Annotated in this window: 24 protein-coding genes and 1 pseudogene; 13 read left to right on the top strand and 12 right to left on the bottom strand. The window is 49.8% G+C overall.

Annotated elements, in window-relative coordinates:
- Window positions 1-4 precede the first annotated feature (4 nt).
- Entirely contained in the window at window positions 5-907 is a 903-nt protein-coding gene (locus tag AC9UCN_RS02465; protein ID WP_509523382.1) for a TIM barrel protein, read from the bottom strand.
- Between the two features lie 88 nt (window positions 908-995).
- Here AC9UCN_RS02465 and AC9UCN_RS02460 point away from each other — a divergent pair, with 88 nt between their 5' ends.
- Complete coding sequence (locus tag AC9UCN_RS02460) at window positions 996-1,988, top strand: Gfo/Idh/MocA family protein (RefSeq protein WP_509523381.1); 993 nt, start codon at window positions 996-998, stop codon at window positions 1,986-1,988.
- 5 nt (window positions 1,989-1,993) lie between these two features.
- Window positions 1,994-2,992, top strand: coding sequence for a LacI family DNA-binding transcriptional regulator (locus tag AC9UCN_RS02455; protein ID WP_509523380.1), 999 nt, complete (start codon window positions 1,994-1,996; stop codon window positions 2,990-2,992).
- On the opposite strand, the gene AC9UCN_RS02450 is transcribed toward AC9UCN_RS02455, so the two are convergent.
- The 5 genes and pseudogenes from AC9UCN_RS02450 to ilvD form a co-directional block, all read right to left on the bottom strand.
- On the bottom strand, window positions 2,989-4,878 hold the full coding sequence (locus AC9UCN_RS02450) for an acetoacetate--CoA ligase (RefSeq protein ID WP_509523378.1): 1,890 nt from the start codon (window positions 4,876-4,878) through the stop codon (window positions 2,989-2,991). The two genes, AC9UCN_RS02455 and AC9UCN_RS02450, sit on opposite strands and share 4 nt — an antisense overlap.
- Before the next feature lie 62 nt (window positions 4,879-4,940).
- Complete coding sequence (ilvC, locus tag AC9UCN_RS02445; RefSeq protein WP_509523377.1) at window positions 4,941-5,966, bottom strand: ketol-acid reductoisomerase; 1,026 nt, start codon at window positions 5,964-5,966, stop codon at window positions 4,941-4,943.
- 40 nt (window positions 5,967-6,006) lie between these two features.
- The gene (ilvN, locus tag AC9UCN_RS02440; protein ID WP_509523375.1) at window positions 6,007-6,513 is read right to left on the bottom strand and encodes an acetolactate synthase small subunit; all 507 of its coding nucleotides are present in this window, start codon (window positions 6,511-6,513) and stop codon (window positions 6,007-6,009) included.
- Window positions 6,514-6,515: 2 nt separating this feature from the next.
- Window positions 6,516-8,273, bottom strand: a pseudogene (locus tag AC9UCN_RS02435) (acetolactate synthase large subunit); the annotation flags it as partial.
- Window positions 8,274-8,344: 71 nt separating this feature from the next.
- Window positions 8,345-10,036: a dihydroxy-acid dehydratase gene (gene ilvD / locus AC9UCN_RS02430; RefSeq protein WP_509523373.1), complete on the bottom strand. Its 1,692-nt coding sequence runs from the start codon at window positions 10,034-10,036 to the stop codon at window positions 8,345-8,347.
- A gap of 85 nt (window positions 10,037-10,121) precedes the next feature.
- Here ilvD and AC9UCN_RS02425 point away from each other — a divergent pair, with 85 nt between their 5' ends.
- Genes AC9UCN_RS02425 through AC9UCN_RS02405 form a run of 5 tightly spaced genes read left to right on the top strand, consistent with a single transcriptional unit; the run spans window position 10,122 to window position 14,065 of the window.
- Window positions 10,122-11,009 (top strand): phytoene/squalene synthase family protein, encoded by an 888-nt coding sequence (locus AC9UCN_RS02425; protein ID WP_509523371.1) that lies wholly within the window; start codon window positions 10,122-10,124, stop codon window positions 11,007-11,009.
- Window positions 11,006-12,577 carry a phytoene desaturase family protein gene (gene crtI / locus AC9UCN_RS02420; RefSeq protein ID WP_509523369.1) on the top strand — a complete coding sequence of 524 codons (1,572 nt, stop codon included), beginning with the start codon at window positions 11,006-11,008 and terminating at the stop codon, window positions 12,575-12,577. The genes AC9UCN_RS02425 and crtI overlap by 4 nt, the downstream gene beginning before the upstream one ends.
- Complete coding sequence (locus AC9UCN_RS02415) at window positions 12,574-12,912, top strand: lycopene cyclase domain-containing protein (RefSeq protein WP_509523367.1); 339 nt, start codon at window positions 12,574-12,576, stop codon at window positions 12,910-12,912. Before crtI ends, AC9UCN_RS02415 begins: the two co-directional genes overlap by 4 nt.
- Window positions 12,909-13,202, top strand: a complete 294-nt coding sequence (locus tag AC9UCN_RS02410) for a lycopene cyclase domain-containing protein (RefSeq protein ID WP_509523365.1) — start codon at window positions 12,909-12,911, stop codon at window positions 13,200-13,202. The genes AC9UCN_RS02415 and AC9UCN_RS02410 overlap by 4 nt, the downstream gene beginning before the upstream one ends.
- A complete protein-coding gene (locus tag AC9UCN_RS02405; protein ID WP_509523363.1) occupies window positions 13,199-14,065 on the top strand; it encodes a prenyltransferase in 867 nt (288 codons plus the stop codon). Before AC9UCN_RS02410 ends, AC9UCN_RS02405 begins: the two co-directional genes overlap by 4 nt.
- Here AC9UCN_RS02405 and AC9UCN_RS02400 read toward each other — a convergent pair.
- The 5 genes from AC9UCN_RS02400 to AC9UCN_RS02380 all read right to left on the bottom strand — a co-directional run bounded on the left by AC9UCN_RS02400 (window position 14,062) and on the right by AC9UCN_RS02380 (window position 19,282).
- A complete protein-coding gene (locus AC9UCN_RS02400) occupies window positions 14,062-14,727 on the bottom strand; it encodes a SprT-like domain-containing protein (protein ID WP_509523362.1) in 666 nt (221 codons plus the stop codon). The two genes, AC9UCN_RS02405 and AC9UCN_RS02400, sit on opposite strands and share 4 nt — an antisense overlap.
- 41 nt (window positions 14,728-14,768) lie before the next feature.
- The gene (locus AC9UCN_RS02395; RefSeq protein ID WP_509523360.1) at window positions 14,769-15,620 is read right to left on the bottom strand and encodes an aldehyde dehydrogenase family protein; all 852 of its coding nucleotides are present in this window, start codon (window positions 15,618-15,620) and stop codon (window positions 14,769-14,771) included.
- A complete protein-coding gene (locus AC9UCN_RS02390; RefSeq protein ID WP_509523358.1) occupies window positions 15,620-17,050 on the bottom strand; it encodes an aldehyde dehydrogenase family protein in 1,431 nt (476 codons plus the stop codon). The genes AC9UCN_RS02395 and AC9UCN_RS02390 overlap by 1 nt, the downstream gene beginning before the upstream one ends.
- 10 nt (window positions 17,051-17,060) lie before the next feature.
- On the bottom strand, window positions 17,061-18,002 hold the full coding sequence (deoC, locus tag AC9UCN_RS02385; RefSeq protein ID WP_509523655.1) for a deoxyribose-phosphate aldolase: 942 nt from the start codon (window positions 18,000-18,002) through the stop codon (window positions 17,061-17,063).
- An 89-nt stretch (window positions 18,003-18,091) separates the two neighbouring features.
- Window positions 18,092-19,282, bottom strand: a complete 1,191-nt coding sequence (locus AC9UCN_RS02380) for a fibronectin type III domain-containing protein (protein WP_509523357.1) — start codon at window positions 19,280-19,282, stop codon at window positions 18,092-18,094.
- Between the two features lie 98 nt (window positions 19,283-19,380).
- Between AC9UCN_RS02380 and AC9UCN_RS02375 the strand changes: the two genes are divergently transcribed.
- From AC9UCN_RS02375 to AC9UCN_RS02360, 4 genes are all read left to right on the top strand, one after another.
- Entirely contained in the window at window positions 19,381-19,656 is a 276-nt protein-coding gene (locus AC9UCN_RS02375; protein ID WP_509523355.1) for a hypothetical protein, read from the top strand.
- A 35-nt stretch (window positions 19,657-19,691) separates the two neighbouring features.
- The gene (locus tag AC9UCN_RS02370; protein ID WP_509523353.1) at window positions 19,692-19,847 is read left to right on the top strand and encodes a hypothetical protein; all 156 of its coding nucleotides are present in this window, start codon (window positions 19,692-19,694) and stop codon (window positions 19,845-19,847) included.
- Between the two features lies 1 nt (window position 19,848).
- Window positions 19,849-20,979, top strand: a complete 1,131-nt coding sequence (locus tag AC9UCN_RS02365) for a hypothetical protein (RefSeq protein ID WP_509523351.1) — start codon at window positions 19,849-19,851, stop codon at window positions 20,977-20,979.
- Between the two features lie 93 nt (window positions 20,980-21,072).
- Complete coding sequence (locus AC9UCN_RS02360; RefSeq protein ID WP_509523349.1) at window positions 21,073-22,002, top strand: alpha/beta hydrolase; 930 nt, start codon at window positions 21,073-21,075, stop codon at window positions 22,000-22,002.
- 14 nt (window positions 22,003-22,016) lie between these two features.
- On the opposite strand, the gene AC9UCN_RS02355 is transcribed toward AC9UCN_RS02360, so the two are convergent.
- Window positions 22,017-23,012, bottom strand: coding sequence for a hypothetical protein (locus tag AC9UCN_RS02355; protein ID WP_509523348.1), 996 nt, complete (start codon window positions 23,010-23,012; stop codon window positions 22,017-22,019).
- A 135-nt stretch (window positions 23,013-23,147) separates the two neighbouring features.
- On the opposite strand from AC9UCN_RS02355, the gene AC9UCN_RS02350 reads away from it, so the two are divergent.
- Both AC9UCN_RS02350 and AC9UCN_RS02345 read left to right on the top strand, forming a co-directional pair.
- Entirely contained in the window at window positions 23,148-24,080 is a 933-nt protein-coding gene (locus AC9UCN_RS02350; protein ID WP_509523347.1) for a sugar phosphate isomerase/epimerase family protein, read from the top strand.
- Window positions 24,080-25,000 (top strand): Gfo/Idh/MocA family protein, encoded by a 921-nt coding sequence (locus AC9UCN_RS02345; RefSeq protein WP_509523345.1) that lies wholly within the window; start codon window positions 24,080-24,082, stop codon window positions 24,998-25,000. The genes AC9UCN_RS02350 and AC9UCN_RS02345 overlap by 1 nt, the downstream gene beginning before the upstream one ends.
- Window positions 25,001-25,008: the final 8 nt, after the last annotated feature.

Here is a 25,008-nt window from a genome sequence, read left to right as displayed (position 1 = left end):
GCTGTTAGTTCTTAGCCAAGGTTGGAGCAACAACGTCAGTCAAATAGTCAAGCGAAGTCTTGACATCCTCAACCGGACCTTCGCCTTCTTTAGGCATGCCGGCAGTAATGGCGGTGTCTTGTTCGATGACGTACCAACCCTGATAGCCCTGGCCTTCAAGGGTTTGGATAACTCCCTTGATGTCAACGTCTCCTTGACCAAGGGATGTGAACAGCCCTGCTTGCGTTGCGTTCATCAAAGTCACTTCGCGGCTCATGACTTTTGGAACCATCGAAAGATTGACATCCTTTAGGTGCACGTGACCAACTCGCTCGAATGCATCTTTAGCAAATTCAACTGGGTCTTGGCCGCCGATGGCCATGTGTCCGGTGTCAAGACACCAGCGCACGTCGCAAGAATCCAATACACGGTGCATGTCGTCTCTGGTTTCAACCAGAGTCTGCACGTGTGGATGAAGAACTTGATCTAGTCCGTGCTCGGCACAAATGTCATCAATGACTTTGAACATCTCGGTCATGTGAGTTTTTTCAGAATCTGAAAGTTCTCTTGGGTTGGACCAGTCCCAGTCCTGCACAACTGCCGAAACAAACTTGGTGGCTCCCGCACGCTGGAAAACTTTTGCGGTTGCTGTTGCGCTTTCAATAGTTTCTTGGCGTGCTGACTTGTCGTGAAGAACAACAGGCGTGAAGCCGCCAAGAAGCTTTAGCCCAAAGCTATCTAGCTTGTCGTAAACACCCTGTGGGTCATCGGGTAGAAAACCCGGCGCTCCAAGTTCGGTAGCGGTAAGGCCTAGGCCTCTCATCTCACCTAGAACACGATCGGTAGGAAGCATCGCTCCCCAGCCTGGAACCTCACAGATACCCCAAGAAATCGGGGCCGAAGCCACACGGGAAAGAAAGTTGGACAATTTGGTTCCTTTCGTTGGAGCGTTCCAAAAATTATGACAGACTAGTGGCAGTTTAGCAATTCAGGTCTCAGTTAGAAGGCGGTCAGACATGAAAGTTCTAGTTATTGGCGCAGGGCGCATGGGCGCTATCCGGGTAGAAGACCTGGTTGCTGACAAGAGGGTAACCCAAGTCCTTATTGCGAATCGGAACGAAGATAAGGCCAGATCTCTTGCGGAAAGCTTTGGAGCGAGCGTGCTCCCCTGGTCAGAAATCGAAACCGCTGAGGTAGATGCCGTTGTGGTTGCCGTTGGAACCAGCGCCCACCAAGAAGTGTTGGAAATGGTTGCACCTAAGTCCTTGGCGATTTTATGCGAGAAGCCAATTGCTCCAACTATTGCTGGAACCCTAGAGGCAATCGAACTTGTTGAGAAAAATGGTTCATCATTGCAAATTGGTTTCCAGCGCAGATTCGATGAGCCAATCAAAGCTATGCAGCAAAAGGTTGCTAGTGGTGAGGTTGGAATCATCTACGCCCTGAACATGACAGCTCACGACAAGACTCCAAGCGAGAAAGAGTTCATGGCAGGTAGTGGTGGAATCTTCCGCGACATGCACGTTCATGATTTTGATCTAGTTCGCTGGATCACAGGTAGCGAAGTTGAAAGCGTTTACGCTACCAAGGCTGTTCGCTACCAGATGGACTACAAGGAATTTGATGATGCGGACGTTACTGCAATAAACATCAAAACCGTAAACGGTGTTCAAGTTGTGATTACCGGAACTAGACACGGAGCATTGGGCCACGATGTTCGCATGGAAGTTTTTGGTTCCAAAGATGCGCTATCTGCAGGACTAAACACCAGAACACCGCTGCATGATCTTGAAGGTCAGCTAGAGCTGAACATCAATCCCTATGGCGGTTTTGTTGACCGCTTCAGAGACGCCTTTAGAAATGAAACCGGAAGCTTTGTTTCCTTTGCCTTGGGTGAAATTGAAAACCCTTGCCCGCCAGATTCAGCTCTTGAAAGCCTTCGCATTGCCGTTGCCTGCGAGAAGTCAATTGCCACTGGCAGCGCAGTTATGGTCAAGGACGTTAGCTAAGACACATGTCTAGCTCCAGACCAACCATCTTGGACGTTGCCGCTAAATCTGGCATGTCCAAATCCTTGGTTTCGCTGGCTCTTTCTGGCTCCCCAAAGGTAAGCGATGACAGCAAAAAGAAGATCCTCAAGGCCGCCAAAGACCTGGGTTATCGCCCAAATGCTGCGGCCAGGAGCCTGGCCGCCAGGCGAAGTAAGACCCTCGGGGTCTTGATACTGGATCTTCATAATCCAGTTTCGGCGGAGATTTGGGATGGGGTCCAATCCGAGCTTCGCGAGTATGGCTATAGCTTGATGCTGGTGACAGGCGGTGATGATCCCCTTCTTGAGAAGACCGAAATCGACACTCTGCTGCAATTCCAGATCGAAGGGCTGATCCTTATTTCTCACCGCCTAAGTGCTGAAGACCTAAAGGAGATAGCCGCGGAGGTTCCAACAGTCACCGTAACCCGAGAAGATATTGCCGTATCTCATATGGATACCGTTTGTAACGACGACGTCGCTGGAGCTCAGCTAGCTGTTGATCACCTGGTAGGTCTTGGACACACCAAGATTCTTTGTCTATCAGGTGGCGATAACCCAGTTTCTGTATTGAGATCCGTCGGTTACACCCAAGCCATGAAGCGTCATGGACTAGAGAATCACACACAGGTTGTTGCTGGCGGTCTTACGGATACCGCTGGCTACGCAGCCGCCAAGAAAGCACTGAAACTTGCTCCAACCGCACTGGTTGTTGCTAACGACTTTGCTGCGGTTGGTGCAATTGCAGCAATTGAAGAATCTGGTCTTCAGGTTCCAGAAGACATTTCGGTTGTTGGTTATGACGGTATTCGTCTTGGTGGATTACGAAGTGTGAACCTAACCTCTGTTGCCCAGCCTCTTGCAGAACTTGGCAAGCTGGCGGCAAAAAGAATCATCGAGCGAATTGAGAAACCAAATTCGAAGTCACAGCAGATAAGAGTTACTTCTGAGCTTGTGGTTCGCGGAACAACCCGAGCTATCTAGCTAGCTGGGTTTTGCTTAGTCCAAGTTCTAAAAAACTCTAGGCTTTCTGGGTTAGCAAGGGTAGAGCTATCTCTTTCAGGCTTGCCTGAAACAATGTCTGATACTGCAAGCTCGTTGAGCTTGCCATTTCTGGTTCTTGGTAAATCAGGTGCCTTAGCAATTACGTCTGGAACATGCCTCGGGCTAGCTTGGCTTCTCAAGGTGGAACGGATTTCCTGGGCCAGATCTTCTGTTAGCTCACCTTCGCAAACCAAAAACAAGATAACCCTGGTGTCATTACCTGCCGGTTGGGCTACCGCTAGTGCTCCAGTGATCCCCTTTATTGTGAGCACAACCCGGTAGATCTCAGCGGTTCCAATCCGAACCCCTTTGGAATTCAAGGTGGCATCCAACCTGCCAAGGATTTCAAAGCCACCGGTTTCGGTTCTTCTGGCGTGATCACCGTGAGCCCAGATGCCTTCGAAGCGATCAAAGTAAGCCGAGTGTATTTTGGCTCGGTCGTTATCTCCCCAAAAACCAAGTGGAACAGTTGGAAAAGGTGTTCGGCAAACCAGCTCGCCATCTTCCAGAGGGTCTGCTTCAGAGCCATCAGCTCTAAGCACCACAACATCAAGTCCCAGCGCAGGGCCTTGAATCTCACCGCGTGGAACTTTCTCAGTTGGTACCCCTAGAACCAAACAGCCACAAAGATCAGTTCCACCAGCAATTGAGACAACCGAGACTTGACTTCCAACGGATTCTTCAACCCAGTCGAAACCTGAGGCAGCAAGTGGAGACCCGGTTGAGGCAATAGCGCGCAAGCTACCCAGTTGGTATTTATCTTTTGGCTTTAGACCTTGCTGACGCCAAACATCAATTAGGGCAGCTGAAACTCCAAGAAAGCTCAGCTTCTCGTCGCCCGTGATTTGCCAAAGTCGTTCGACGTTTGGATGACCTGGGCTGCCATCGACAAGCACAATAGTTGCACCTCGGCCCAAACCAAAAACCAACCAGTTCCACATCATCCAACCGCAGGTTGTTGAGTAAAGCACTCGATCAGATTCTCTGATGTCCATGTGATAGCCCTGCTCGGATAAAACCTTTAGTAGCACGCCTGAGGCCGAGTGAATAATGCACTTTGGCTTTCCGGTGGTTCCACTCGAAAACAATATGAAACCCGGCTGATCAAAACCAAATAGTTCTGGTTCCAACTCCGCTCCGCGATGCGGAGCAAGCCAAGTCTCAAAGCTTTGGCCAGGGCCATTTGCTCCAAGAACAATCAAGGTCTTTACCGTTGGAAGCTGACTAGCTACCTCGCCTAGCTTGTCCAGCAGGGAGTGATGCTTGCCACCATAGGAATAGGTAGAAGCAGCTAGCAAGAAAACAGGCTCGATCTGACCGAAGCGGTCCACCAGAGCGGCAGGTCCGAAGTCTGTGGATGCGGTGCTAACAACGGCACCAATAGATAAGGCACCTAGAGCAAAGATCACGCTCTCGACAGAGTTGGTCATCCAGGCCGCCACCCGGTCGTTTTGCTTTACGCCTGATGCTTTCAAAGCAGCAGCACAAGCTGCGACTTCTTGCTTTAGCTCTCCGCGGGTAAGAGAAACTCTCGGACCAGCTTCTGAGTAAGCAACTAGGACTTCTTTGTGTGGGTCCCCTGCCAATAAAGTGTTGACAACATTCAAACGTGCTTCTGGAAACCACTTGGTATCTGCAAAACCAGATCCTGAAAAGTCGATAGCTCCGCTATCGCCAACTATGCCTAGATCTTCCCAAGCCTGACGCCAAAATTTCCCTGGGTTTGCTACCGACCAGCTGTGAAGGTCGCGAAAGTTCTCGCAGCCAGCTTTTTCAATCAGGGTTTGCATCAACACTCGTTCAGCGTAGCCCGAATAGAGCTTCAAGTTCCAACCAAGCAAAAAACCCCCGCCGAAGGCGAGGGTTTTTCTAAAAAGCTAAGAACTCGTTATCTAGCAGCCTTACCCTCTTCGTAGTCGTCAGAGTTTTTCAACCATGAGAAAAGCTTTCTAAGCTTTCTTCCAACTTCTTCGATTGGGTGAGCTTCGCCCTTGGCGCGTAGCGCTAGGAACTCAGGTCCGCCAGCATCCTGGTCGGCAACGAATCTCTTGGCGAAAGTTCCATCCTGTATGTCGGTAAGGACTTCTTTCATTCGGACCTTGACCTCTGGACCAATAACTCGTGGGCCTGAGATGTAATCGCCGTATTCAGCGGTGTCTGAAACAGACCAGCGCTGCTTGGCGATTCCACCTTCGTACATCAGATCAACAATTAGCTTGAGCTCGTGAAGGACCTCGAAGTAAGCAACCTCTGGCTGGTAACCAGCTTCGGTTAGGGTCTCGAAACCGTACTGAACCAGCTGGGAGGCTCCACCACAAAGCACTGCTTGCTCACCGAACAGGTCAGTTTCTGCTTCTTCAGCGAAGGTGGTCTTGATGGTTCCAGCACGGGTACCACCAATGGCCTTGGAGTAACTTAGCGCTAGCTCCATTGCCTTGCCGCTGGCGTCTTGCTCAACGGCAACTAGGTTTGGAACACCGCGGCCAGCTGCGTATTCGCGACGAACGATATGTCCTGGTCCCTTTGGTGCAACAAGGAAAACATCGATGCCAGCTGCTGGCTTGATGTATCCAAAGCGAATAGCGAAACCGTGACCAAAGACAAGTGCGTTGCCTTCAACTAGGTTTGGCGCGATTGACTCGGTGTATAGATCGCGCTGTTTTGGATCTGGCGCCAAGATAACAATTACATCTGCCCACTTCGCGGCTTCAGCGGTGGTCAATACCTTTAGACCCTGCTCTTCGGCCTTTGCCTTGGACTTAGAACCTGCTTGCAAACCAACAACCACGTCAACACCAGAGTCTTTGAGGTTCAGTGAGTGAGCGTGACCTTGAGAGCCAAAGCCAATAACGGCAACCTTGCGCCCCTGGATGATTGCTAGATCGGCATCCTTGTCGTAAAAGATCTCTGCCATTTTTCTCTCCTTGTTTTTAGTTGAAACTTTTTCTTGGGTACTACTTAGAAACCTTGTCACTAATTGCCTTTGAGCCTCGGCCCATGGCCAAGATTCCAGACTGCACTAGTTCTTTAACTCCAAATGGCTCAAGCACCTTGATAAAGGCTTGGCACTTGGAAGAATCTCCGGTGATCTCAATAATCAAAGTATCTGAAACCACATCGATCACTCTCGCCCGGAACAGATCCGCTGCCTCAAGTACCTGAGAGCGGTTACTGGCATCGGTTTTGACCTTGACCAGAATGTGATCACGCTGAACGGCTAGATCTGGCTCAAGCTCAACTACCTTGATTACGTTGATCAGCTTATTTAGCTGCTTGGTTACCTGCTCTAGAGCGTGGCCTTCTACTTGAACAACCACGGTGATCCTGGATAGCCCCTCTACTTCGCTGGTTCCTACGGCTAGGGATTCAATATTGAAGCCCCTTCTAGCAAACAGGCCCGCTACGCGGGTAAGGAGACCTGGCTTGTCTTCAACCAGCAGGGAAAGGACGTGTCTGGACATCTTTACTCCTCACCGTCCCAAACCGGTGCTGCATCCTTGGCGAACTGAACCTCGTCGTTGGAAAGTCCTGCTGGAACCATCGGCCAAACCATGGCGTCTTTACCGACCACGAAGTCAATAACAACCGGACGGTCGTTAGTTTCAATAGCAAGCTTGATGGCGGCGTCGACATCTTCTTTTTTCTCAACTCGGATGCCAAGGCATCCGTAGGCATCAGCTAGCTTTACAAAATCAGGAATCATCAGTGAGTCTGATCCGGTGTGCAAATCTGTGTTGGAGTAGCGGCTGTTGTAGAAAAGCGACTGCCACTGTCTCACCATTCCAAGAGAAGAGTTATTGATAACTGCAACCTTGATAGGAATCTTGTTGATGGTGCAGGTAGCAAGTTCCTGGTTGGTCATCTGGAAACAGCCATCGCCATCGATAGCCCAAACTAGACGCTCAGGTTGTGCAACCTTGGCACCCATAGCTGCAGGAACCGAGTAACCCATGGTTCCGGCTCCGCCGGAATTAAGCCAGCTGTTTGGTCTTTCGTATTTGATGAACTGAGCAGACCACATCTGGTGCTGACCAACACCGGCAGCAAAGACAGCTTCTGGTCCTGAGATATCACCAATGCGCTCGATTACATACTGCGGTGAAAGCATGCCATCTTCTGGTTCGGTGTATCCAAGAGGGTAACGAGTTCTTAGTCCTTCGATGAATTTCCACCAGTCGGCAAGATCTGGCTTCTTGTTTCTTTGCTCTAGCTCGGCGTTTAGCTCAATAAGCACTTCTTTTAGATCGCCAACAATAGGGACGTCAGCGAAGCGGATCTTGCCAATTTCGGCTGGGTCAATGTCGATGTGAATAACCTTTGCTTCTCTCGCAAAGCTCTTCACGTCTCCAGTTACGCGGTCATCGAATCGGGCACCAAGAGTAATAAGTAGGTCTGATTTCTGCAGGGCGGTAACTGCAGGAACGGTACCGTGCATGCCCGGCATTCCAAGGTTTTGCGGGTGAGAATCAGGCAGTGCCCCCCTGGCCATCAGGGTTGTCACTGCTGGAGCACCAGTCAAAGCTGCAATCTTTAGAAGCTCTGGGCTAGCGCCAGAACGAATACTTCCTCCACCGATGTAAAGAACTGGCTTTTTGGAAGCAAGAATCAAATCAGCCGCCGCGGCAACTTGCTTACCGCGTGCCTTGGTCACTGGGTTGTAGCCCGGCAGGTCAATCTTTGGCGGCCAAGAAAAATCAAACTTCTGGTTTTGGGCATCCTTGGCAACGTCAACCAAAACTGGTCCAGGTCTACCGGTAGTTGCGATCTGCACTGCAGCTGCAATGACGCCTGGGATATCTTCTGCTTTGGTAACTAGATAGCTGTGTTTGGTAATTGGCATTGTGATTCCAACAATGTCCGCTTCCTGGAAAGCGTCGGTTCCAATATGAGTCGATGCGACTTGACCGGTAATTGCAAGAAGAGGAACAGAGTCCATGTATGCATCGGCAATTGCGGTAACTAGGTTGGTAGCTCCAGGACCGGAGGTGGCAATACAAACGCCAAGCTTTCCAGAAGCTGAGGCGTAGCCCTCTGCTGCGTGACCGGCACCTTGTTCGTGGCGAACCAGGATATGGCGAATCTTCTTGGAATCCATAAGTGGGTCATAGGTTGGCAAGATAGCTCCACCTGGCAGACCAAAAATAGTGTCTACGCCAAGTAGCTCTAGCGAGCGCACAATGGCTTGGGCTCCTGAAAGAACCTCAGTTGACATCTCGACACATTCCTTTGACTGCTCTAATTGCTGTTCGGGGCAAGGCCCCTAATAGCTCGTTTGAACCAAGTGATCCGCGACTATCCGCAGTAGGCACCTTCCGAAGAAGAGTGCACCAGCTTCAAATACTTCGCGAGTACGCCTCGGGTATAGCGGGGTGGAAGTGGAGTCCAGGCTTTTCTCCTGGTCTCCAGCTCTTGCGCATCAACGAGTAGTTCCAGCGAGCGAGCTGCGATGTCGACTCGAATCAAGTCTCCATCGCGAACCAGAGCAATTGGGCCACCATCGGCCGCCTCTGGAGCAATATGTCCGATACACAGGCCGGTTGTGCCGCCTGAGAATCGTCCGTCCGTCAATAGTAGAACATCTTTACCCAGGCCGGCACCCTTGATTGCGCCCGTCAGAGCAAGCATCTCGCGCATTCCAGGCCCACCCTTAGGTCCCTCGTAGCGAATAACCACCACGTCTCCGGCCTTGATCTCACCTTTGGTTAGAGCCTCCATAGCTGGAGCCTCACGCTCAAAGACTCTGGCTGGGCCAGAAAATTCAGTGAGGTCAAAACCTGCAGTCTTGACTACCGCTCCTTCTGGAGCCAGAGATCCCTTAAGGATCGAGATTCCACCAGTTTTGTGAATTGGGTTATTCATCGCGCGGATAATCTTGCCATCTGGATCAGGTGGGTTAATGCCTTCTAGGTTCTCGGCCATGGTCTTACCGGTTACGGTCAACACGTCACCGTGCAATAGTCCCGCATCTAAAAGTGCTTTCATCAAAACAGGAACACCGCCAACCTTGTCGACATCGTTCATTACGTACTGACCGAAAGGCTTTAGATCTCCAAGATGTGGCACGCGATCAGCAATTGCATTGAAGTCATCGATGGTTAGATCCACTTCTGCTTCTCTAGCAATTGCAAGAAGGTGCAGAATGGCGTTGGTGGAACCACCAAAGGCCATCAAAACCGAGATGGCATTTTCAAATGCCTTCTTGGTCATGATCTGTCGGGCGGTGATTCCCTTTGATAGAAGATTTACAACTGCTTCACCACTTCGCTCTGCCCAAGTGTCTCTTCTGCGGTCAGCCGATGGCGGAGCAGCAGAACCTGGAAGGCTCATTCCGATGGCTTCGGCAATTGAGGCCATGGTGTTAGCGGTATACATACCGCCACATGCACCCTCGCCTGGACAAACTGCTTTTTCGATTCGCTTTAAGTCTTCCTCGCTCATTTTGCCAACCTTGCATGCACCAACAGCCTCAAAGGCGTCAATGATGGTCACTGACTTTTCGGTGCCATCGGTTAGCTTGACCCAACCAGGAGCAATGGATCCGGCGTATAGAAACACTGAAGCAAGGTCTAAACGGGCCGCTGCCATCAACATGCCAGGAAGTGACTTATCGCAGCCGGCTAGCAAAACTGAGCCATCTAGAGCTTCGGCCTCCATGACTACCTCTACGGAGTCGGCGATAACTTCTCTAGAAACTAGGGAAAAGTGCATACCCTCATGGCCCATGGAGATTCCATCAGACATCGAGATGGTGCCAAACTGCATCGGGAATCCTCCCGCGCGCTGAACCCCAACCTTGGCAGCTTTAGCGAGGCGATCAAGAGAAAGATTGCAGGGGGTTAGCTCGTTCCAGCTAGAACCAATACCGATTTGGGGCTTATCCCAGTCATCATCACCCATGCCAATAGCGCGGAGCATTCCGCGGGCTGGAGCCTTCTCAATACCGTCAGTAACGGCGTGGCTGCGGGGTTTCATGATGTTTGCCATGCGGTTAAGTGTACCTATCTATACAGCGCCTAACGAGGGGCAGTTTTGTCCAGACAAGCAGGCAATTGGGCCAATAATAGAAGGGATGACTTCTTCAACTTACCCAAGCTCCTTAGAGCTTTATAGCCATGCCGCCAGACAATCCTCGAATGCGGTAATAGCCTCCTATTCGACTTCATTTGGTGTTGCCACCAAGTTATTGGCTCCGGAGATTCGCCAGCACGTTAGAAATATCTACGCGCTGGTTCGAGTTGCCGACGAAATAGTCGATGGCGCAGCCAATGACGCTAGAACCGAGGGTGGCAACGTCGAACCAGGCTTCGCTCTTGACCAATTGGAAGAAGAGATTTACAAAGCCCTGCGGGCAAGGTTCTCAACCAACTTGGTAGTTCACGCTTTTGCCCAAACAGCGGTTCAGACCGGGTTTGCTAGGGCAATCATTGAGCCCTTCTTTGCTTCTATGCGAATGGATTTATGGCCAAGAAAGCATAACCAAGAGTCTTTCCAAAAATACGTTTATGGTTCAGCTGAGGTAGTTGGGCTGATGTGCCTGCACGCTTTTGTTAAAGAATCTGACTATTCACAAGCTGATTACAAGCAGATCGTCACCAGCGCCAGAGCGCTAGGAGCAGCTTTCCAGAAGGTAAATTTCTTGCGGGACCTAGCAGCTGATTTCAAGAAGCTAGGAAGAAGTTACTTCCCAGACGTGAACGTTCAAAGCTTCAATGAAACTCAGAAGGCAGAGCTGCTATCTGACATTCGCGCTGATCTAAAAAGCGCAGCCATTGGACTGAAGATGCTTCCAAAAACTTCTCGTCCAGCGGTTGCTGCAGCGCAGATGCTATTTACCGAGCTTGCAAACCGTATTGAAAAAACTCCGGCTGCCCAAATGCTTGAAGCCAGAATCTCTGTTCCGAATCCAGTCAAGCTGCTAATTGTTACAAAAGCAGTTCTTGGAGTAGTTCCTAAGTGACCCAAAAAACCGCAGTAGTCATCGGTGGCGGAATTGCGGGTCTAGCGTCTGCTGCACTCCTGGCCAAAGCGGGCATGAAGGTAACTTTGTTCGAAGCCCGGGAAAAAGTTGGCGGAAGAGCTTACGTTTGGGAAAAAGATGGCTTCAAGTTTGACATGGGTCCTTCTTGGTACCTCATGCCAGACGCCTTTGACCAATTTTTCAAACTCATGGGTACAACCTCGGCTAAAGAACTAAACCTCGTGCGCCTTGACCCTGCCTATCAGACCCGGAATGAAGGCAAAAACGACAAGCTGATGATTGTTGAAGACCTTGCCAAGAACAAAGAGCTTTTTGAATCCATTGAGCCAGGCTCAGGTAAGAAGCTGCAGGGATACCTAGATTCTTCCAAGGACACCTACGAGCTTTCAATCAAGCACTTTTTGTATACAAACTTCCAAAACATCTCGATGTTCACAAACAAAGAAGTACTCTCCCGCGCGGTTACCTTTGCCAAGCACCTGGTGACTTCTTTGTATGACTTCAGCGGCAAGTACGTCAAGGACGAACGACTAAAGAAGATCTTGAACTTCCCGGCGGTATTCCTGGGAGCTTCTCCCTACGACACCCCAAGCATGTATCACCTGATGACTCATGTTGATCTAAACGTCGGTGTTTACTACCCAATGGGCGGTCTTTACTCAGTTATCGAAGCCATCGAACGTGTTGCCAAGCAACACGGAGTGGATATCAAAACAGGCTCCCCCGTCAGCAAAATCGAAGTCAACAGCCAAGGTCTTGCTACCGGAGTGGTAGTTGGCGGAGCAACCATTGCAGCCGACGTGGTTGTTGGAACTGCTGATTTGCACCACGTTGAGACCAAGCTAATTGAAGAAAAGTACCAAACCTTCCCAGAGAAGTTCTGGAGCAACAAGGTTCCTGGCCCTTCGGCGATGTTGTTGTACTTAGGCGTAAAGGGCAAGATTCCGCAGCTTGATCACCACACGTTGTTATATACCGAAAACTGGAGCAAGAACTTTGCTGAGGTTTTCCATAAGGCCGACGGAAAACGTCAAGTTCCATCCCCTGCTTCTTTGTATATTTGCGCGCCAAGTAAAACTGATGACTCGGTAGCACCTGCAGGCTATGAGAACCTCTTCGTTTTGGTTCCAATTGCAGCTGACCCAAGCATTGGTGGTTCAGGAGATGAGAAGTTTGAAAAGGCAGCTGACGAGATCATCGAACAGATTTCTAAGTGGTGTGAGATTCCAGATCTTGCCGAGCGCATTGTATTGAAACGCACTTATGGCCCAAGAGATTTCGTAAACGAGCTAAACGCTTGGTCAGGAACTGCTTTAGGTATGGCTCACACCTTGCAGCAGAGTGCTTTCTTTAGGCCAAAGAACAGATCGAAGAAGATCAAGAACTTGTTCTACGCAGGTCACAACACCATTCCAGGAATTGGTTTGCCGATGTGTCTAATTGGTGCCGAGCTGGTTTATAAGTACCTGGTGGATGATAGATCCAACGGTCCAATCGAGGGCGAGCTAACCGCCGTTTCCGAGGGCGGTTGGAAAGGCCTGAAATGATGCTTCCTGCAGGAAGTTATCTTGCCATTCTGATTGTTTCTTTGCTTGGGCTATACCTTTTGGATCGCACCCACAAACTCGCCTTCACGGTTGATGCCAAGCGTTCTTTACTTTCGATGGTTCCGGCATATGTATTGTTCTTGATTTGGGACATCGCTGGTATCGCAACAGGTATTTTCTTCCGGGGTCAAAACACTTTGTTGACTGGCATCCAGGTGTTCCCAGAGTTTCCAATCGAAGAGCTGTTCTTCCTGGCCCTTCTTTGCTACAGCACTCTAATTGTTTTCACCTGGGTTCAAAAGACTCTGACCGCTAGAGAGTCAGGTGGCAGATGAGCTACGCGCTGCTAAATTTGATCTTTATTGTTCCGGTGCTAGTTTTGCTGTTTGCTTACCGTTGGCTAGCTCACTGGGGCACCCTTTGCTACACGCTTGTGGCGCTTTTGTTGATGACCGCGGTGTTCGATAACTTCATTGTTGGATCAGGAATCGTGGCTTATGACCCAGCACTTCTTTCTGGAGTCTTTATCGGCTTTGCGCCTATTGAGGACTTCGCATACACCCTGGTAGCTGCACTCCTAATTCCACTGACTTGGTGGTGGCTCGGTAGTAGAGTCAAAAAGTGAACGCTTTAGTGTCTCTGTTCTGGAGCTCAAGACCAGTTTCTTGGGTGAACACAGCTTTTCCCTTTTTTGCGGCCTACCTATTTGTTTCGGAACGCATTGATCTAACTCTCATTCTCGGAACTTTGTTCTTTTTTATTCCATACAACTTCTTAATGTATGGAATCAACGATGTATTTGACTATGAAAGCGACCTTCGAAACCCCCGCAAGGGCGGTATCGAAGGTGCGCTATTGGATCCTAAGTATCACGTCCTAACCATTTGGGCTTCGGTGGGCTTTGCCGCAGTTTTTGTTGTTTACCTGCTGCTTGTTGGGTCTTTGGAGGCCAATTTGTGGCTCGGGTTCACTCTTTTTGCCGTGCTTGCCTATTCGGTTCCGGGGTTGCGGTTCAAAGAACGCCCCTTCTTGGATTCGTTTACCTCAGCCGTGCATTTTGTTGGCCCAATGGTTTATGGACTGGTGATAGCGGGGTCTTCAATTGCAGATCCGAAGGTGATTGCCGTAATTGCAGCTTTTATGGGTTGGGGTATGGCAAGCCATGCCTTTGGTGCCGTTCAAGATGTTCGGGCTGACAGGGAAGCTGGCATCAAATCGGTAGCCACTCAAATAGGTGCAAGAAATACTGTGCGCTTTGCCTTTGCTCTATACATTGTCTCTGCCTTGGTAGTTATGACAATTGGCTGGCACGGTGTTGTGGCATCACTTGCTGTGGTGCCATACCTTGTAATCATCTCGCCGTATCTGAACATCACTGATGCTGATTGCGAACGAGCTAATGGTGGTTGGAAGAAGTTCATTTGGTTGAACTTCGCAGCTGGTGCGCTAATTAGCTTGGTAGTAATTAATTATTTTCAAGCTAACTAAGCGGCGCGCTTAGTCCACGAGATAACATTTCGTGGATTGAATCCCCTGCCGCAGTAAAGGCAAGAAAGTGTTGCCTTGGGGCTTTTGAATCTGTAGTGCCGGTGTCCGTTACGGCATTCGCCGACCCACTTGGCTGTTTGCTCGGCAATTTCTTTTCCGGTGAATTTCTCAGCACGGTAGCCAATCGACTTAGCGGTGTTTTTCCAGTTCGGTCCATGCCCTGCCGACTTGCCAGCAAGGGCATGGGCAATCTCATGCAAGATAACCTGCTCTGATTGGTCGATGCTGTGATACTCGACGATGTATTTAGAAAGTGAAATCTTGTGATCGCTATAGTTACACAACCCCGCGCGCTGTTTGGCCGAGTCAAAGACAAACTCCCAGTTCGCACTTAGCCCGTGCTCACGCATCTTGTCTATAGCTAGCTGTTCCACAAACCCAAAACGGGTTATCTTCATGCGCTGCAATCTGGTTTTTCCTTTAGAAAAGGATCTGCCAATTACAAAGCCAAGTTCTTCCAGGCTTCTTGTAAGTTCTTGTTCCCCCAGTTCGAGGGCAACTCGAACCTCAACATAGTGATGGTAGGCAAAGACGTCTCTGAGAAACTCCTGATCGATTAGATCAGGCGAGGGAACCTCAAGAATTTGTGATTTGTCAGCCATAACCAAATAACCCTAACCCCGATGAAGATTCTGGCTGGTAGCTAGTGTCCCTTGGGGTGCCAGACGGTCTTGACTTCCATAAAGGCCAGAATTTGCTGAAGCGAGCCTTTGGATCCAGTTCTTACAAACGCACCTGGTCGAACTACTCGCTTTAGAGTCTCAGCTCCGCGGATCTCAAGATCCACTGGATCAGAAGTTCCTTCCAAATCAAGCGCGTTGACGTCCTGGTGAGAAGCAAGCCAAGGAGCCATTTCGGATTCTTTGCCAGTAAGTACGTTTACTACCCCGCCTGGTAAATCACTGGTTGCCAAAACCTCGGTCAAGGTAATTGCAGAAAGCGGTAGCGATTGGCTGGCAACAACAACGATTGTGTTTCCGGTGACAATCACCGGAGCAATTGTGTTCACAAGTCCAACCAATGAACTCTTTTGTGGAGCAAAGGCTGCAACAACACCAGTTGGCTGGTTAGTTGAGATATTGAAGTAAGGTCCTGCAACCGGGTTCATCGAACCTGCAACTGAATCAACTTTGTCGGACCAACCCGCGTGCCAAACCCAGGAATCGATAGCTGCATCAACTTCTTGGTTGGCTTGCTTTTCTGTGACTCCAGTGAGGGTTCTAATCTCTTCGACGAACTGATCGCGTCTTCCTTCAAGCATTTCTGCGATGCGATAAAGAATCTGGCCGCGGTTATAGGCGGTGGCTGATTCCCAGCCGGGCTGGGCAGCTCTAGCTGCAACAACTGCGTCTCTGGCATCTTTTCTAGATGCCAGGCAGACGTTGGCAACGAATTCACCTTTGGAAGAATGTAGCTCGTAGGTGCGACCGGACTCGCTTCTTGGAAACTTACCGCCGATAAAGAGCTTGTATGTTTTCTTGACGTCTAATCTCATTAGTTGTCTCCCTTCAGGTAAGCAAGCAATCCGTGCCTGCCGCCCTCGCGGCCGTAGCCCGATTCTTTGAAGCCACCAAATGGGCTGGCTGGATCAAACTGGTTAAAGGTATTGGACCAGATAACCCCGGCGTTCAATTGATCGGCAACCTTCAGAATTCTTGAACCCTTCTCGGTCCAGATACCTGCCGATAGGCCAAACGGGGTGTTGTTTGCCTTGGCTACCGCCTCGGCTGGGGTTCTAAAGGAAAGTACCGAAAGAACTGGTCCAAAGATTTCCTCGCGGGCAACGGTGTTGGTTGGTGCAACTCCGGTGATAACGGTCGGTGCGTACCAGAAGCCTTTCTTTGGAATCTCGCAGTTAGGAGCCCAGGCCTCTCCACCTTCTTTGACGCCCAGTTTCACAAGCTTCGTGATCTTATCCAGCTGCATCTTGGAGTTGATGGCACCGATGTCGGTGTTCTTGTCCAGTGGATCGCCTAGCTTGAGGGTTTCCATGCGACGCTTGAGCTTCTTTAGAAGCTCATCTTGAATGCCTTCTTGAACCAGCAACCTGCTTCCGGCACAGCAAACATGTCCTTGGTTAAAGAAGATGCCGTTGATAATGCCTTCTACCGCTTGATCAAGCGGTGCATCATCAAAGACGATGTTGGCGGCTTTGCCGCCAAGCTCAAGCGTTACCTTCTTGTTGGTTCCAGCAACCTGCTTGGCAATGAGTCTTCCAACTCCTGTTGAACCGGTAAAGGCAACTTTGTTGACGTCTTTGTGGGCAATCAGATCAGCACCGGTTTGACCAAAGCCAGTGATGATGTTCACAACACCATCAGGCAAGCCTGCCTGCTGGCAGATCTCGGCAAAGATAAGTGCTGTTAGTGGTGTTGTTTCAGCTGGCTTTAGAACAACGGTGTTTCCGGCAGCAAGTGCTGGAGCAATTTTCCAAGCCAACATCATCAGTGGGAAGTTCCAAGGAATTACTTGCGCGGCAACACCGTGGGCTTTTGGATTTACCCCAAAGCCTGCGTAGTCAAGCTTGTCGGCCCAACCGGCGTAGTAAAAGAACCAGGCTGCAACAAGTGGGATGTCGGCATCCCTGGTTTCCTTGATTGGCTTGCCGTTATTAAGGGTTTCTGCAATCGCGAGCTCGCGAGCGCGCTCCTGGATGATCCTTGCGATTCGATATAGGTACTTACCTCGCTCAGCGCCAGATAACTTAGACCAAACTTTTTCGTATGCGTTTCTAGCGGCCTTGACCGCTAGGTCAACATCCTTGGCGGTTGCGGTTGAGATCTCAGCAAGGACCTCTTCGGTAGCGGGAGATATGGTCTTATAGGTATTGGATGGCTTGGTGAACTTACCGCCGATGAAGTGGCCATAGCTGGATTGGAAGGTAACAAGGGCCCTTGATTCTGGGGCTGGCGCGTATTCAAACATTTCTTACCTCTTAGTCCACGGTCACGTAGTCGGGACCGGAGTAGTTTCCGGTCTTTAGTTTTTGTCTTTGCATCAGTACATCATTTAGCAAGCTGGAAGCTCCAAAACGGAACAAATCTGGTGTTAGCCATTGCTCTCCCGCTACCTCTTTTACTACCACCAGATACTTGATGGCATCTTTGGCGGTTCTAATACCACCTGCTGGCTTCACACCTATTTTGATGCCAGTTAGCTCATACCAGTCGCGAACCGCCTGAAGCATCAAAAGAGTAATAGGTATGGTCGCGTTCACAGTTACCTTGCCAGTTGAGGTCTTTATGAAATCTCCCCCGGCAAGCATTCCAAGGTAACTTGCCCTTCGGATGTTGTCATAGGTCTGCAGCTCACCGGTTTCAAGAATTACCTTCAGGTGGGCAAAGCTGCCATCGTTTCTTTGGCAAGCCTGTTTCACAGCCTGAATCTGTTTGTATACCTCGAGGTAGTTGCCAGACAAAAACGCTCCGCGGTCAATCACCATGTCAATCTCATCTGCTCCGGCTTTGACTGCATCCTTGGTGTCTTGCAGCTTTACGCCTATGGATGCCCTTCCGGAAGGGAAGGCGGTTGCAACAGCTGCCACGTAGATACCGGATTTACCAAGTGCCTCTTTGGCAAATGGAACCATATCGCCATAGACACAGATAGCAGCAGGGCTTGGGCAATCTAGATCTGTTGGATCTGGTGTTATAGCTTTCAAGCAAAGTGATCTGACTCGCTCCGGGGTATCCATCCCCTCAAGAGTTGTTAGATCCATCATCTTGATGGCGGCATCCAAGGCCCAGGCTTTTGATGTTGTCTTTATGGATCTTGTTCCAAGTGAGGCGGCTCTAGCTTCAAGGCCTACCTTGTCTACACCGGGTAGAGAGTGCAGCCAACGCCTAAGGCTAAGGTTGGCGATTTTGCCACCAACCATAGCTTCAGGCTCAAATGTTTTGGGCAACTAGCTACTCCTTGAAAGTTACTTGCCAGTCTAAAGCACGCCCCAATTAGGCGCTGAGTTACCTAGTTGGCTGGGCTGTAGAAACCGAGGCGGATTTCCTCGGTGCTCTTGCCGTTGGCGTCTCGACCACTCAGGATGACCTCGTAACCACTCGAAGGAAAAAGGTCTTTGTAAGTGAATGAGCGTGCCGCACCCTCAACTCCAGTTTGTGAGTAAGAAGTGAGCTGACGAACAGTGAAAGACCAAACCGTGATCGGTGAATCACTCGGGTAATCCCAAGCTGCCGTTACCTCCGAAGTGCTAATGGCTGTGATTCGAAGATTGGTTGGGGCAGCGTATTTAGTAGGTGGGGCTGGTGCGGTTCCTGGCGTTCTAATGTATTTAGTGGCTACTTCAGAAAATGAACCATCCGCCATTACAGTCTGAACTCGAATGGCGTAGACGGTTGCGGGATTAATCGAGCCATCCTGGAAGATCGCTTTGGTTGGAGTTAGGTGAGTGTATCCACCGCACTGCACAGAGCTTGCTCCACTTACGTGACAGACGTAGTACCAGCTAGCTCCAACGACTGCGTCCCAAGAAGCAGTGACTGTAGTCTCGGTGGCGGAGAGTTGTAAATTTTTAGGCGCCACCGCCTTGACTGGTTCTTCTGGCCTGCTACCGGTGGTGTGAATATCTAGGCAAGCTCGATTAGATTCAATGTTGTCAACTCGATAATAAACACAGGCCACATAATCAAAATCAGCTCCAAGGTCAGTGAATGTAACTTTGCCATCCGGGCCGACTCCAGTTGCTGTGAATGAGTCGCCGTGACGAATGTAGACCTGGTATAGCGACACGTTTGGAGCAGGTGTAAAGCTCAGTGAAACAAAGTTGTCTCCAAGTGCGGTGATTCTAAAGTTCTGAGGCGCCGAAGCGTTTCCTGTAACCTGTTGCTCCGGCTCCGAAGGATCTGGATATACAACTTCAGGCGAACCACCGGCGTCTGGATCTAGGATCAAATTTGCTAATCGCGACTCAGGAGTTGAACTTTCTATAGTTGCAAGAAAAAGCCTTTGTTCCGTATTTTCAGGAGCTAGTTCTTGCGAATCTGACTGGCTCGAAGCTGAAATCTGGGAAGAAAGTGTCTCTGGCGTTGAGAGAGTTCCTTGAGTTGATCCGTTTGTAACGCTCCAAGAAGCAACCGAACCGCTGGTAACAATTAGGCCAAGGCAGACCGTAAAGGCTAATTGGGAAACTTTGAACTTTGACAATGTCAGTCCTTCCAAGTTGTTGAGATAAACCTATTGCGGAAGGACTCAATTAGCTAGAGAGAAAGTCTCCGTGCCGCTTAGCAAACTAAGCTAGAGCCATGAAATGCACAAACTGCCAGGCAACTATCGCTGAAACTGACCTCAATTGCCCAAGCTGTGACCAGATTACGGCCCGCACTCGCGAGGACCTTCAGAAGATAGACCCCAAGGTCAACAAGGCCATCGCCTGGAGCCTTATAGCCATGGGCCTTTTGGGCCTAGCTTTTGTGATCTCTAATAGCTGGACCGACTGGTACTCAGGACTTGACTACGTTGCTCCGGTTTTCCTGCTAGTTGTCGGCTCTCTAGCTTTGCTTAGTATCAACCGGAAGTAAACTTGACCTAAATAGAACCTATAAAGGGGTATGAATTGGATCACGAACTAGTGCTAGCACTGAACGAAATCACCGTTTTGATGGCCATTAGCTCCGTTGGCATCATGGCCCTGATGGGCATGATGGTTCATCTTTCAATCACTTCACTTCTCGCTGGGGACTCAAAAAAGACCGCTGCCGCAAGGTTCTGATTTGCCCACTAAGAAACAAGCCCTAAAAGCCAAGTTCGAGTCTTGGCAACTAATTGCTGCTGTTGTATCCAGCGTTGCCGTAATTGCAGGTGGCGTTGGGGTCTTCGCCTACCAGCAATACACCCAAGCTCAAATCTCAGCTGCTGCCGATGCTGAATTCGCGGTTGAGTTAGCTCAGCTGCGGATTGGGGAAGTCTCCGCCGCGCTTGATGATTTAGAACTTGCCATACAAAATGCCCAGGAAACCGCAACCCAAGCGGTTGGTCAAACCTTAGACGAGAAAGACATAGAAGCGCTTCTTGCTGAAATCGAAAATGCCAAAGAGATTTGGGTTGAAGAAGCAACCAGACTGCTCGAGTTAGAAGCCGCAGTAAATGCTCTAAAACAAAAAATAGATTTGTCCACTAGTTCTGAAACATCAATTGCAACCCTTTTGAAATCTGTAAACGATGCAGTGTCTTCTAATTGGGACAAAATAATTGTCCAGGTTGTTTCGCTAGGCGAGAAAATAAACTTGGTCCAAGTCGCCCAAGCGATTTGGAAACAAACGCAAGAAGAAATTTCAGCTGAGGAGGTGGCAGCAGAGGCCGCTGAAGAAGCCGAGCGACTTGCCCGCGCGAAGACCATAACGCCTGTTAGCACCCTTACAGACTCCGGAGGTTCCACAGCACCTTCAGCTCCAGCGCCTCCGGCTCAAGAGGTAGTGGTAGCGGAAGTTCAGGGTGGGGAAAATGTCGCGTTTATCACTTCTTACATCGCAGGTCTAGCGCCAAACTCCTTCATAAGTTGGGTTCCTAGTTTGTGTGATGGTTACTACGTTTGCGGTCGCGCCTGGGTGGGTGGTGTCAACTCCACTCCAGTGCGAATCGAGCTGGATCCAGCCCTCTATGAAATTTATGTAAACACTGTGGGAATCTCAGTGCTAGTACACGAAGCTGCCCACGCTCGACAGTGGTTAAAATATGGCTCCAATATCATCACCGCTAATGAGGCTTACACCGGGTTGGTAGGAACCATCGCGGTTGAGCGCATGGCGGATTGTGCAACGATCGTAAAGCTTGGTTACTCGACCAATGTCTATACCAGCAGCTGTACACCGAGTGAGCTCGAGGCTGCCGCAACAATCTGGTAAATCAAAATACCGTTCTTGAGTTGGCTTCCAGTAACTTCGGTGATACCCTGAGGCAACGAGGGTCACCGAGCTAGCTGGTTTAGGAGATAAAACATGGATATCAATCAAATTCACCCAACACTTAGAAAAGCAACTGCCTCCTTTCCCAAACTGCCTGTTACCAGCGGTTTTGGAAGAGTGCTCACCAGATCTTTGCTCCCAATGCTCCTTCCTAAGCCAAAGGCTCCGGCTGGCCTAACAATTGAGCAGGTTAAAACTTCTGATGGTCTGAAACTGAGAATTTACACTCCCGCTGGACAAAAAACTCGTGCGGCTATGCTTTACATTCACGGTGGTGGAATGATGATCGGTTCTCCCGCTATGGATGATGCACTACTAGCTAACACTGCTGCCGAACTCGACATAGTAATTGTCTCTCCGGACTACAGGCTCGCTCCAGAACACCCATACCCTGCCCCAGTTGATGACTGTCACAGCGCCTGGAAATGGATGCACGAAAATCTCTCGCAAAGAGGAATCGATGCCAACCGAATTGCTATTGGCGGCGAAAGTGCTGGAGGTGGCTTAGCTGCTGGATTAGTTCTGCGAATTCACGATGAGGGTGGTGCGCAACCTGCTGCCCAGTGGCTATTTTGCCCAATGCTAGATGATCGAACTGCCCATGATGGATCTCTTGATGATCTAGATCACTTTGTATGGAACAACAAAATGAATCTGGTTGGTTGGAAATCCTACCTTGGAAAAACCTTCGGCACAGAACAAATCTCTTCCTACGCAGCTCCTGCCAGAAGAGAAAGTCTCGAGGGACTTCCCAAAGCTTGGATAGGCGTTGGCGATGTTGAGCTGTTCTTCGAAGAAGACAAGGCCTACGCGAGCAAGCTCACTGCGGCGGGGGTTCCGTGCCAGCTGGATATAGTTACTGGCGCTCCTCATGCTTTCGAGGGTTTGGCTCCAGATTCAGAACTAGCAAAGGATTATTTGGCTAAAGCCAAGAGCTGGCTCAAAGCAGCACTTGGGGCCTGAGCCCAGAAGAGTTGCTACCTAGTTTCCGCGAAGATGTATGCAGCTAGCTCAGTGTTGAGCTCTAGGGCTTCAACAGAAAGCACCTGAGATACTGCTTCATCCCAGCCCTCAGTGCTACTAAGTACTTGCAGCTCGTGCACAGCCAAGAAACTGAAGTTCATATACAGGTACTCATAGCCCAGCATTCCGAGATCGTAAGCAATGTTTGAATCCGACTGGCAGATTTGGTCACTGGTTAGTAGCCCGAGTAACTCGGACTCGGATAGCTGAACAACTCCTGTTGGGCTATCGCTTAAGCGAGCCAGAACTTCAGCTCGGGATCTCGAGCTTGATTCCAAATACGTTTCGAAGAAAGTTGCTTGGCCCTCAGCCATCCAGCACCTTCCACCGTAGCCGAATACAGCTTGGTAGAAGTGAGTTGCTTCGTGTCTGGAGACATAATCAATTCCCCGATTGGTGAAGGCTGTTCCAACAACGTTGTCTTGGTAGTTTTTGCCATTTACGCCGTTACCCGCACCACAAAACACATCCGCACTGAGCCTGCAATGGCCGAGTTCGTTTAGTTCCTTATTCCACATCTCTACCGGAAAGCTAGGCTCCTGCTCAGATCGGAAATCCACCCACCACTGGTAATCATTCTCACTTGCTAATACCCAGTCTTGATCTAGAGACTCAAGTCCAAGGAATTGATACATTTTGAGCTTTTCGGAGAATCTCGCAACCACGCTGTCAACTTTGCTCTGCACTGCGGTTGGTCCTTTGGTGTATTCAATCTCGAAGGGTTCGAGCTGCTTTGCAGCTTCATCGATTGCTTTGTAATGAGCCTTGAGAGCTTCCAGGGTTTTAGCTTCTGGTAGGGAAGAAATCAATTCCGTGATTTGTTCTTGAGTGAGCTCCGCAATTGCTTCTTCACTGGCCTCTGGCGAAGCTGGGATCGAATTGGTTGAGTCTGGGGAAACTGAACAACCAGCTAAGAGGAAAACGCTGCAGGCAGCGATTGAAACCTTCAACAAATTTGGAATAAGGACTCCCCCTGTGTTCTCATGTTCGCTTCAGCTCTAGACTATGGGATTTGGTTCGGACCAAGTAAAGGGCCTTAGCTAAGACCCAAAGACCAAATACAATATTGTCTAGGAGGTGGCTAGTTGACCAAGCGAAGTCCTGAAATAAGTCTAGCAAACGCGCCTGTTAGTTACGGTGCCTTTGAGGTAACGGTCGGAATTGACCCAAACACCCCAGATGGAATCGCAATTCTCGATGAAGTTTCATCTGCAGGGTATGAAGGTATTGACCTGGGTCCAGTTGGTTATCTGGGTCTGGGTAAAGAACTTGGAATGCGCCTTGCTGATCGAAATCTTGGCCTTTCGGGTGCTTATCTAGAATTTCCCTTTGCGGATAAAGCCAGGCTCACTGAATGCCTGAGAGATCTTGATGCCCTGCTCGATACCTTTGACGCCGTGGTGCCATTTATTTCTGGCCCACAGCCACGCCCAACGATTGCAGATAATGGAAGCCCTTTCCGCAATGCCAACCCTGGCTCTGGAATACGCAATCCTTCGAGTGGCCATGATGACCCAACTTGGGAAAAATTCGGTGACGGTCTTCGAATGGTCGTAGAAAGATGCCGCTCACGCGGATACGAACCAACATTTCACAATGAGACTGGAACCTACGTGGAGGCACCAGAAGAAATAGAAAAGATGTTGTCAGTTTCCGATGTTGGCTGGTGTTTAGATACCGGTCACTTCCTTTTGGGAGGCGGTGAACCGGTTGCCGCTCTCAACAAATGGTTTGACCGAATAAACCACATGCACATAAAGGATGCAACGCTAAGCCGCTTTGACAAAATAGTCGAATCCAAGGCACCCACCACAGCAATCTGGGATCAGGAAATCTTCCCGATTCTGGGCCAAGGGGATCTAAACCTAGAGGCTCTCGTTGACAGCATGCACAAGCTTGGTTTCAAGGGTTGGGCAGTTGTCGAACAGGACATTTTCCCTAAGACCGCCGCAAGGTTCCAGCGTGCAGTTGAAGATCAAAGAGAGAACCGCAAGATACTTTCGAAGCTTGGTTTGTAATGAGCACTTTCAACCTTGGACTAGTTGGCGGTGGGCGCATGGGGCAGATGCATCTGCGCGCACTATCTTCTTCAAGTCAGGTCGCTGTGACTTCGGTTGTGGAACCATTTGAAGCCACGGCTGAGAAGATCAGAGGCCTGGGCTATAAGGTGTATTCCAATTTAGAGCAGATGGTTAATGCTGAGAAACTAGATGGGATTCTCGTCGCGGCCCCCACAGATCAACACCTGAAGGTTATAAGTGAAATTGCGGGAACAGGCATATCAATTCTTTCCGAGAAACCATGCGGTTTGAATTCCGATCAGGCCCGCCAAGCCGGTGAAATATGCAGCAAAAATGGGGTCAAGTTACAAGTTGCCTACTGGCGCAGATTCATTCCAGAGTTGCGGGAAGTAGCCAGAAAAATAGCCTCTGGCGAGATTGGTGAGGTGCACTTCATAAACGCTTCCCAATGGGACGAGTCCCCTCCTCGCAAAGAGTTTCGCCTGGCCAGTGGTGGCATTTTTGTTGATATGGCAGTGCACGAAATTGATCAGATTCGTTGGCTCACCGGCCAAGAAGTAATCAAGACAAAGACATCAATTTTTCCTCAGACTGAAGACTCAAAGGGAGACACTGATAGCACTCAATCGATATTGGAAATGTCCGGTGGCGCCATTGGCCTTGTTTCACTTGGGAGATTCCATCCCGGTGGCGATTTAGTCTCTGCTGAAGTCTTTACTTCCAAGGAGCACACCAGAATTGAAATCTTGACTCCCTCCACTGGAGAAAAACCACAGCTTGATGCCCTCAGGCTGCAAGCTGAATCCTTTGCAAACTGGGTCTCAGGCGGCCCACAAGAAGGTGCCACTTCATCCGATGCCGAAGCGGCGCTTGATATCGCAAATCAATTGAAGTCAAACGCTGGATTAGCAAGCTAACCAGTAGA

The organism is Rhodoluna sp. (assembly GCF_036721215.1).
Taxonomy (GTDB): Bacteria; Actinomycetota; Actinomycetes; order Actinomycetales; family Microbacteriaceae; genus Rhodoluna.
The sequence above is the reverse complement of the archived record's forward strand: the minus strand, read 5'-3'. Positions and strand labels throughout refer to the sequence as shown.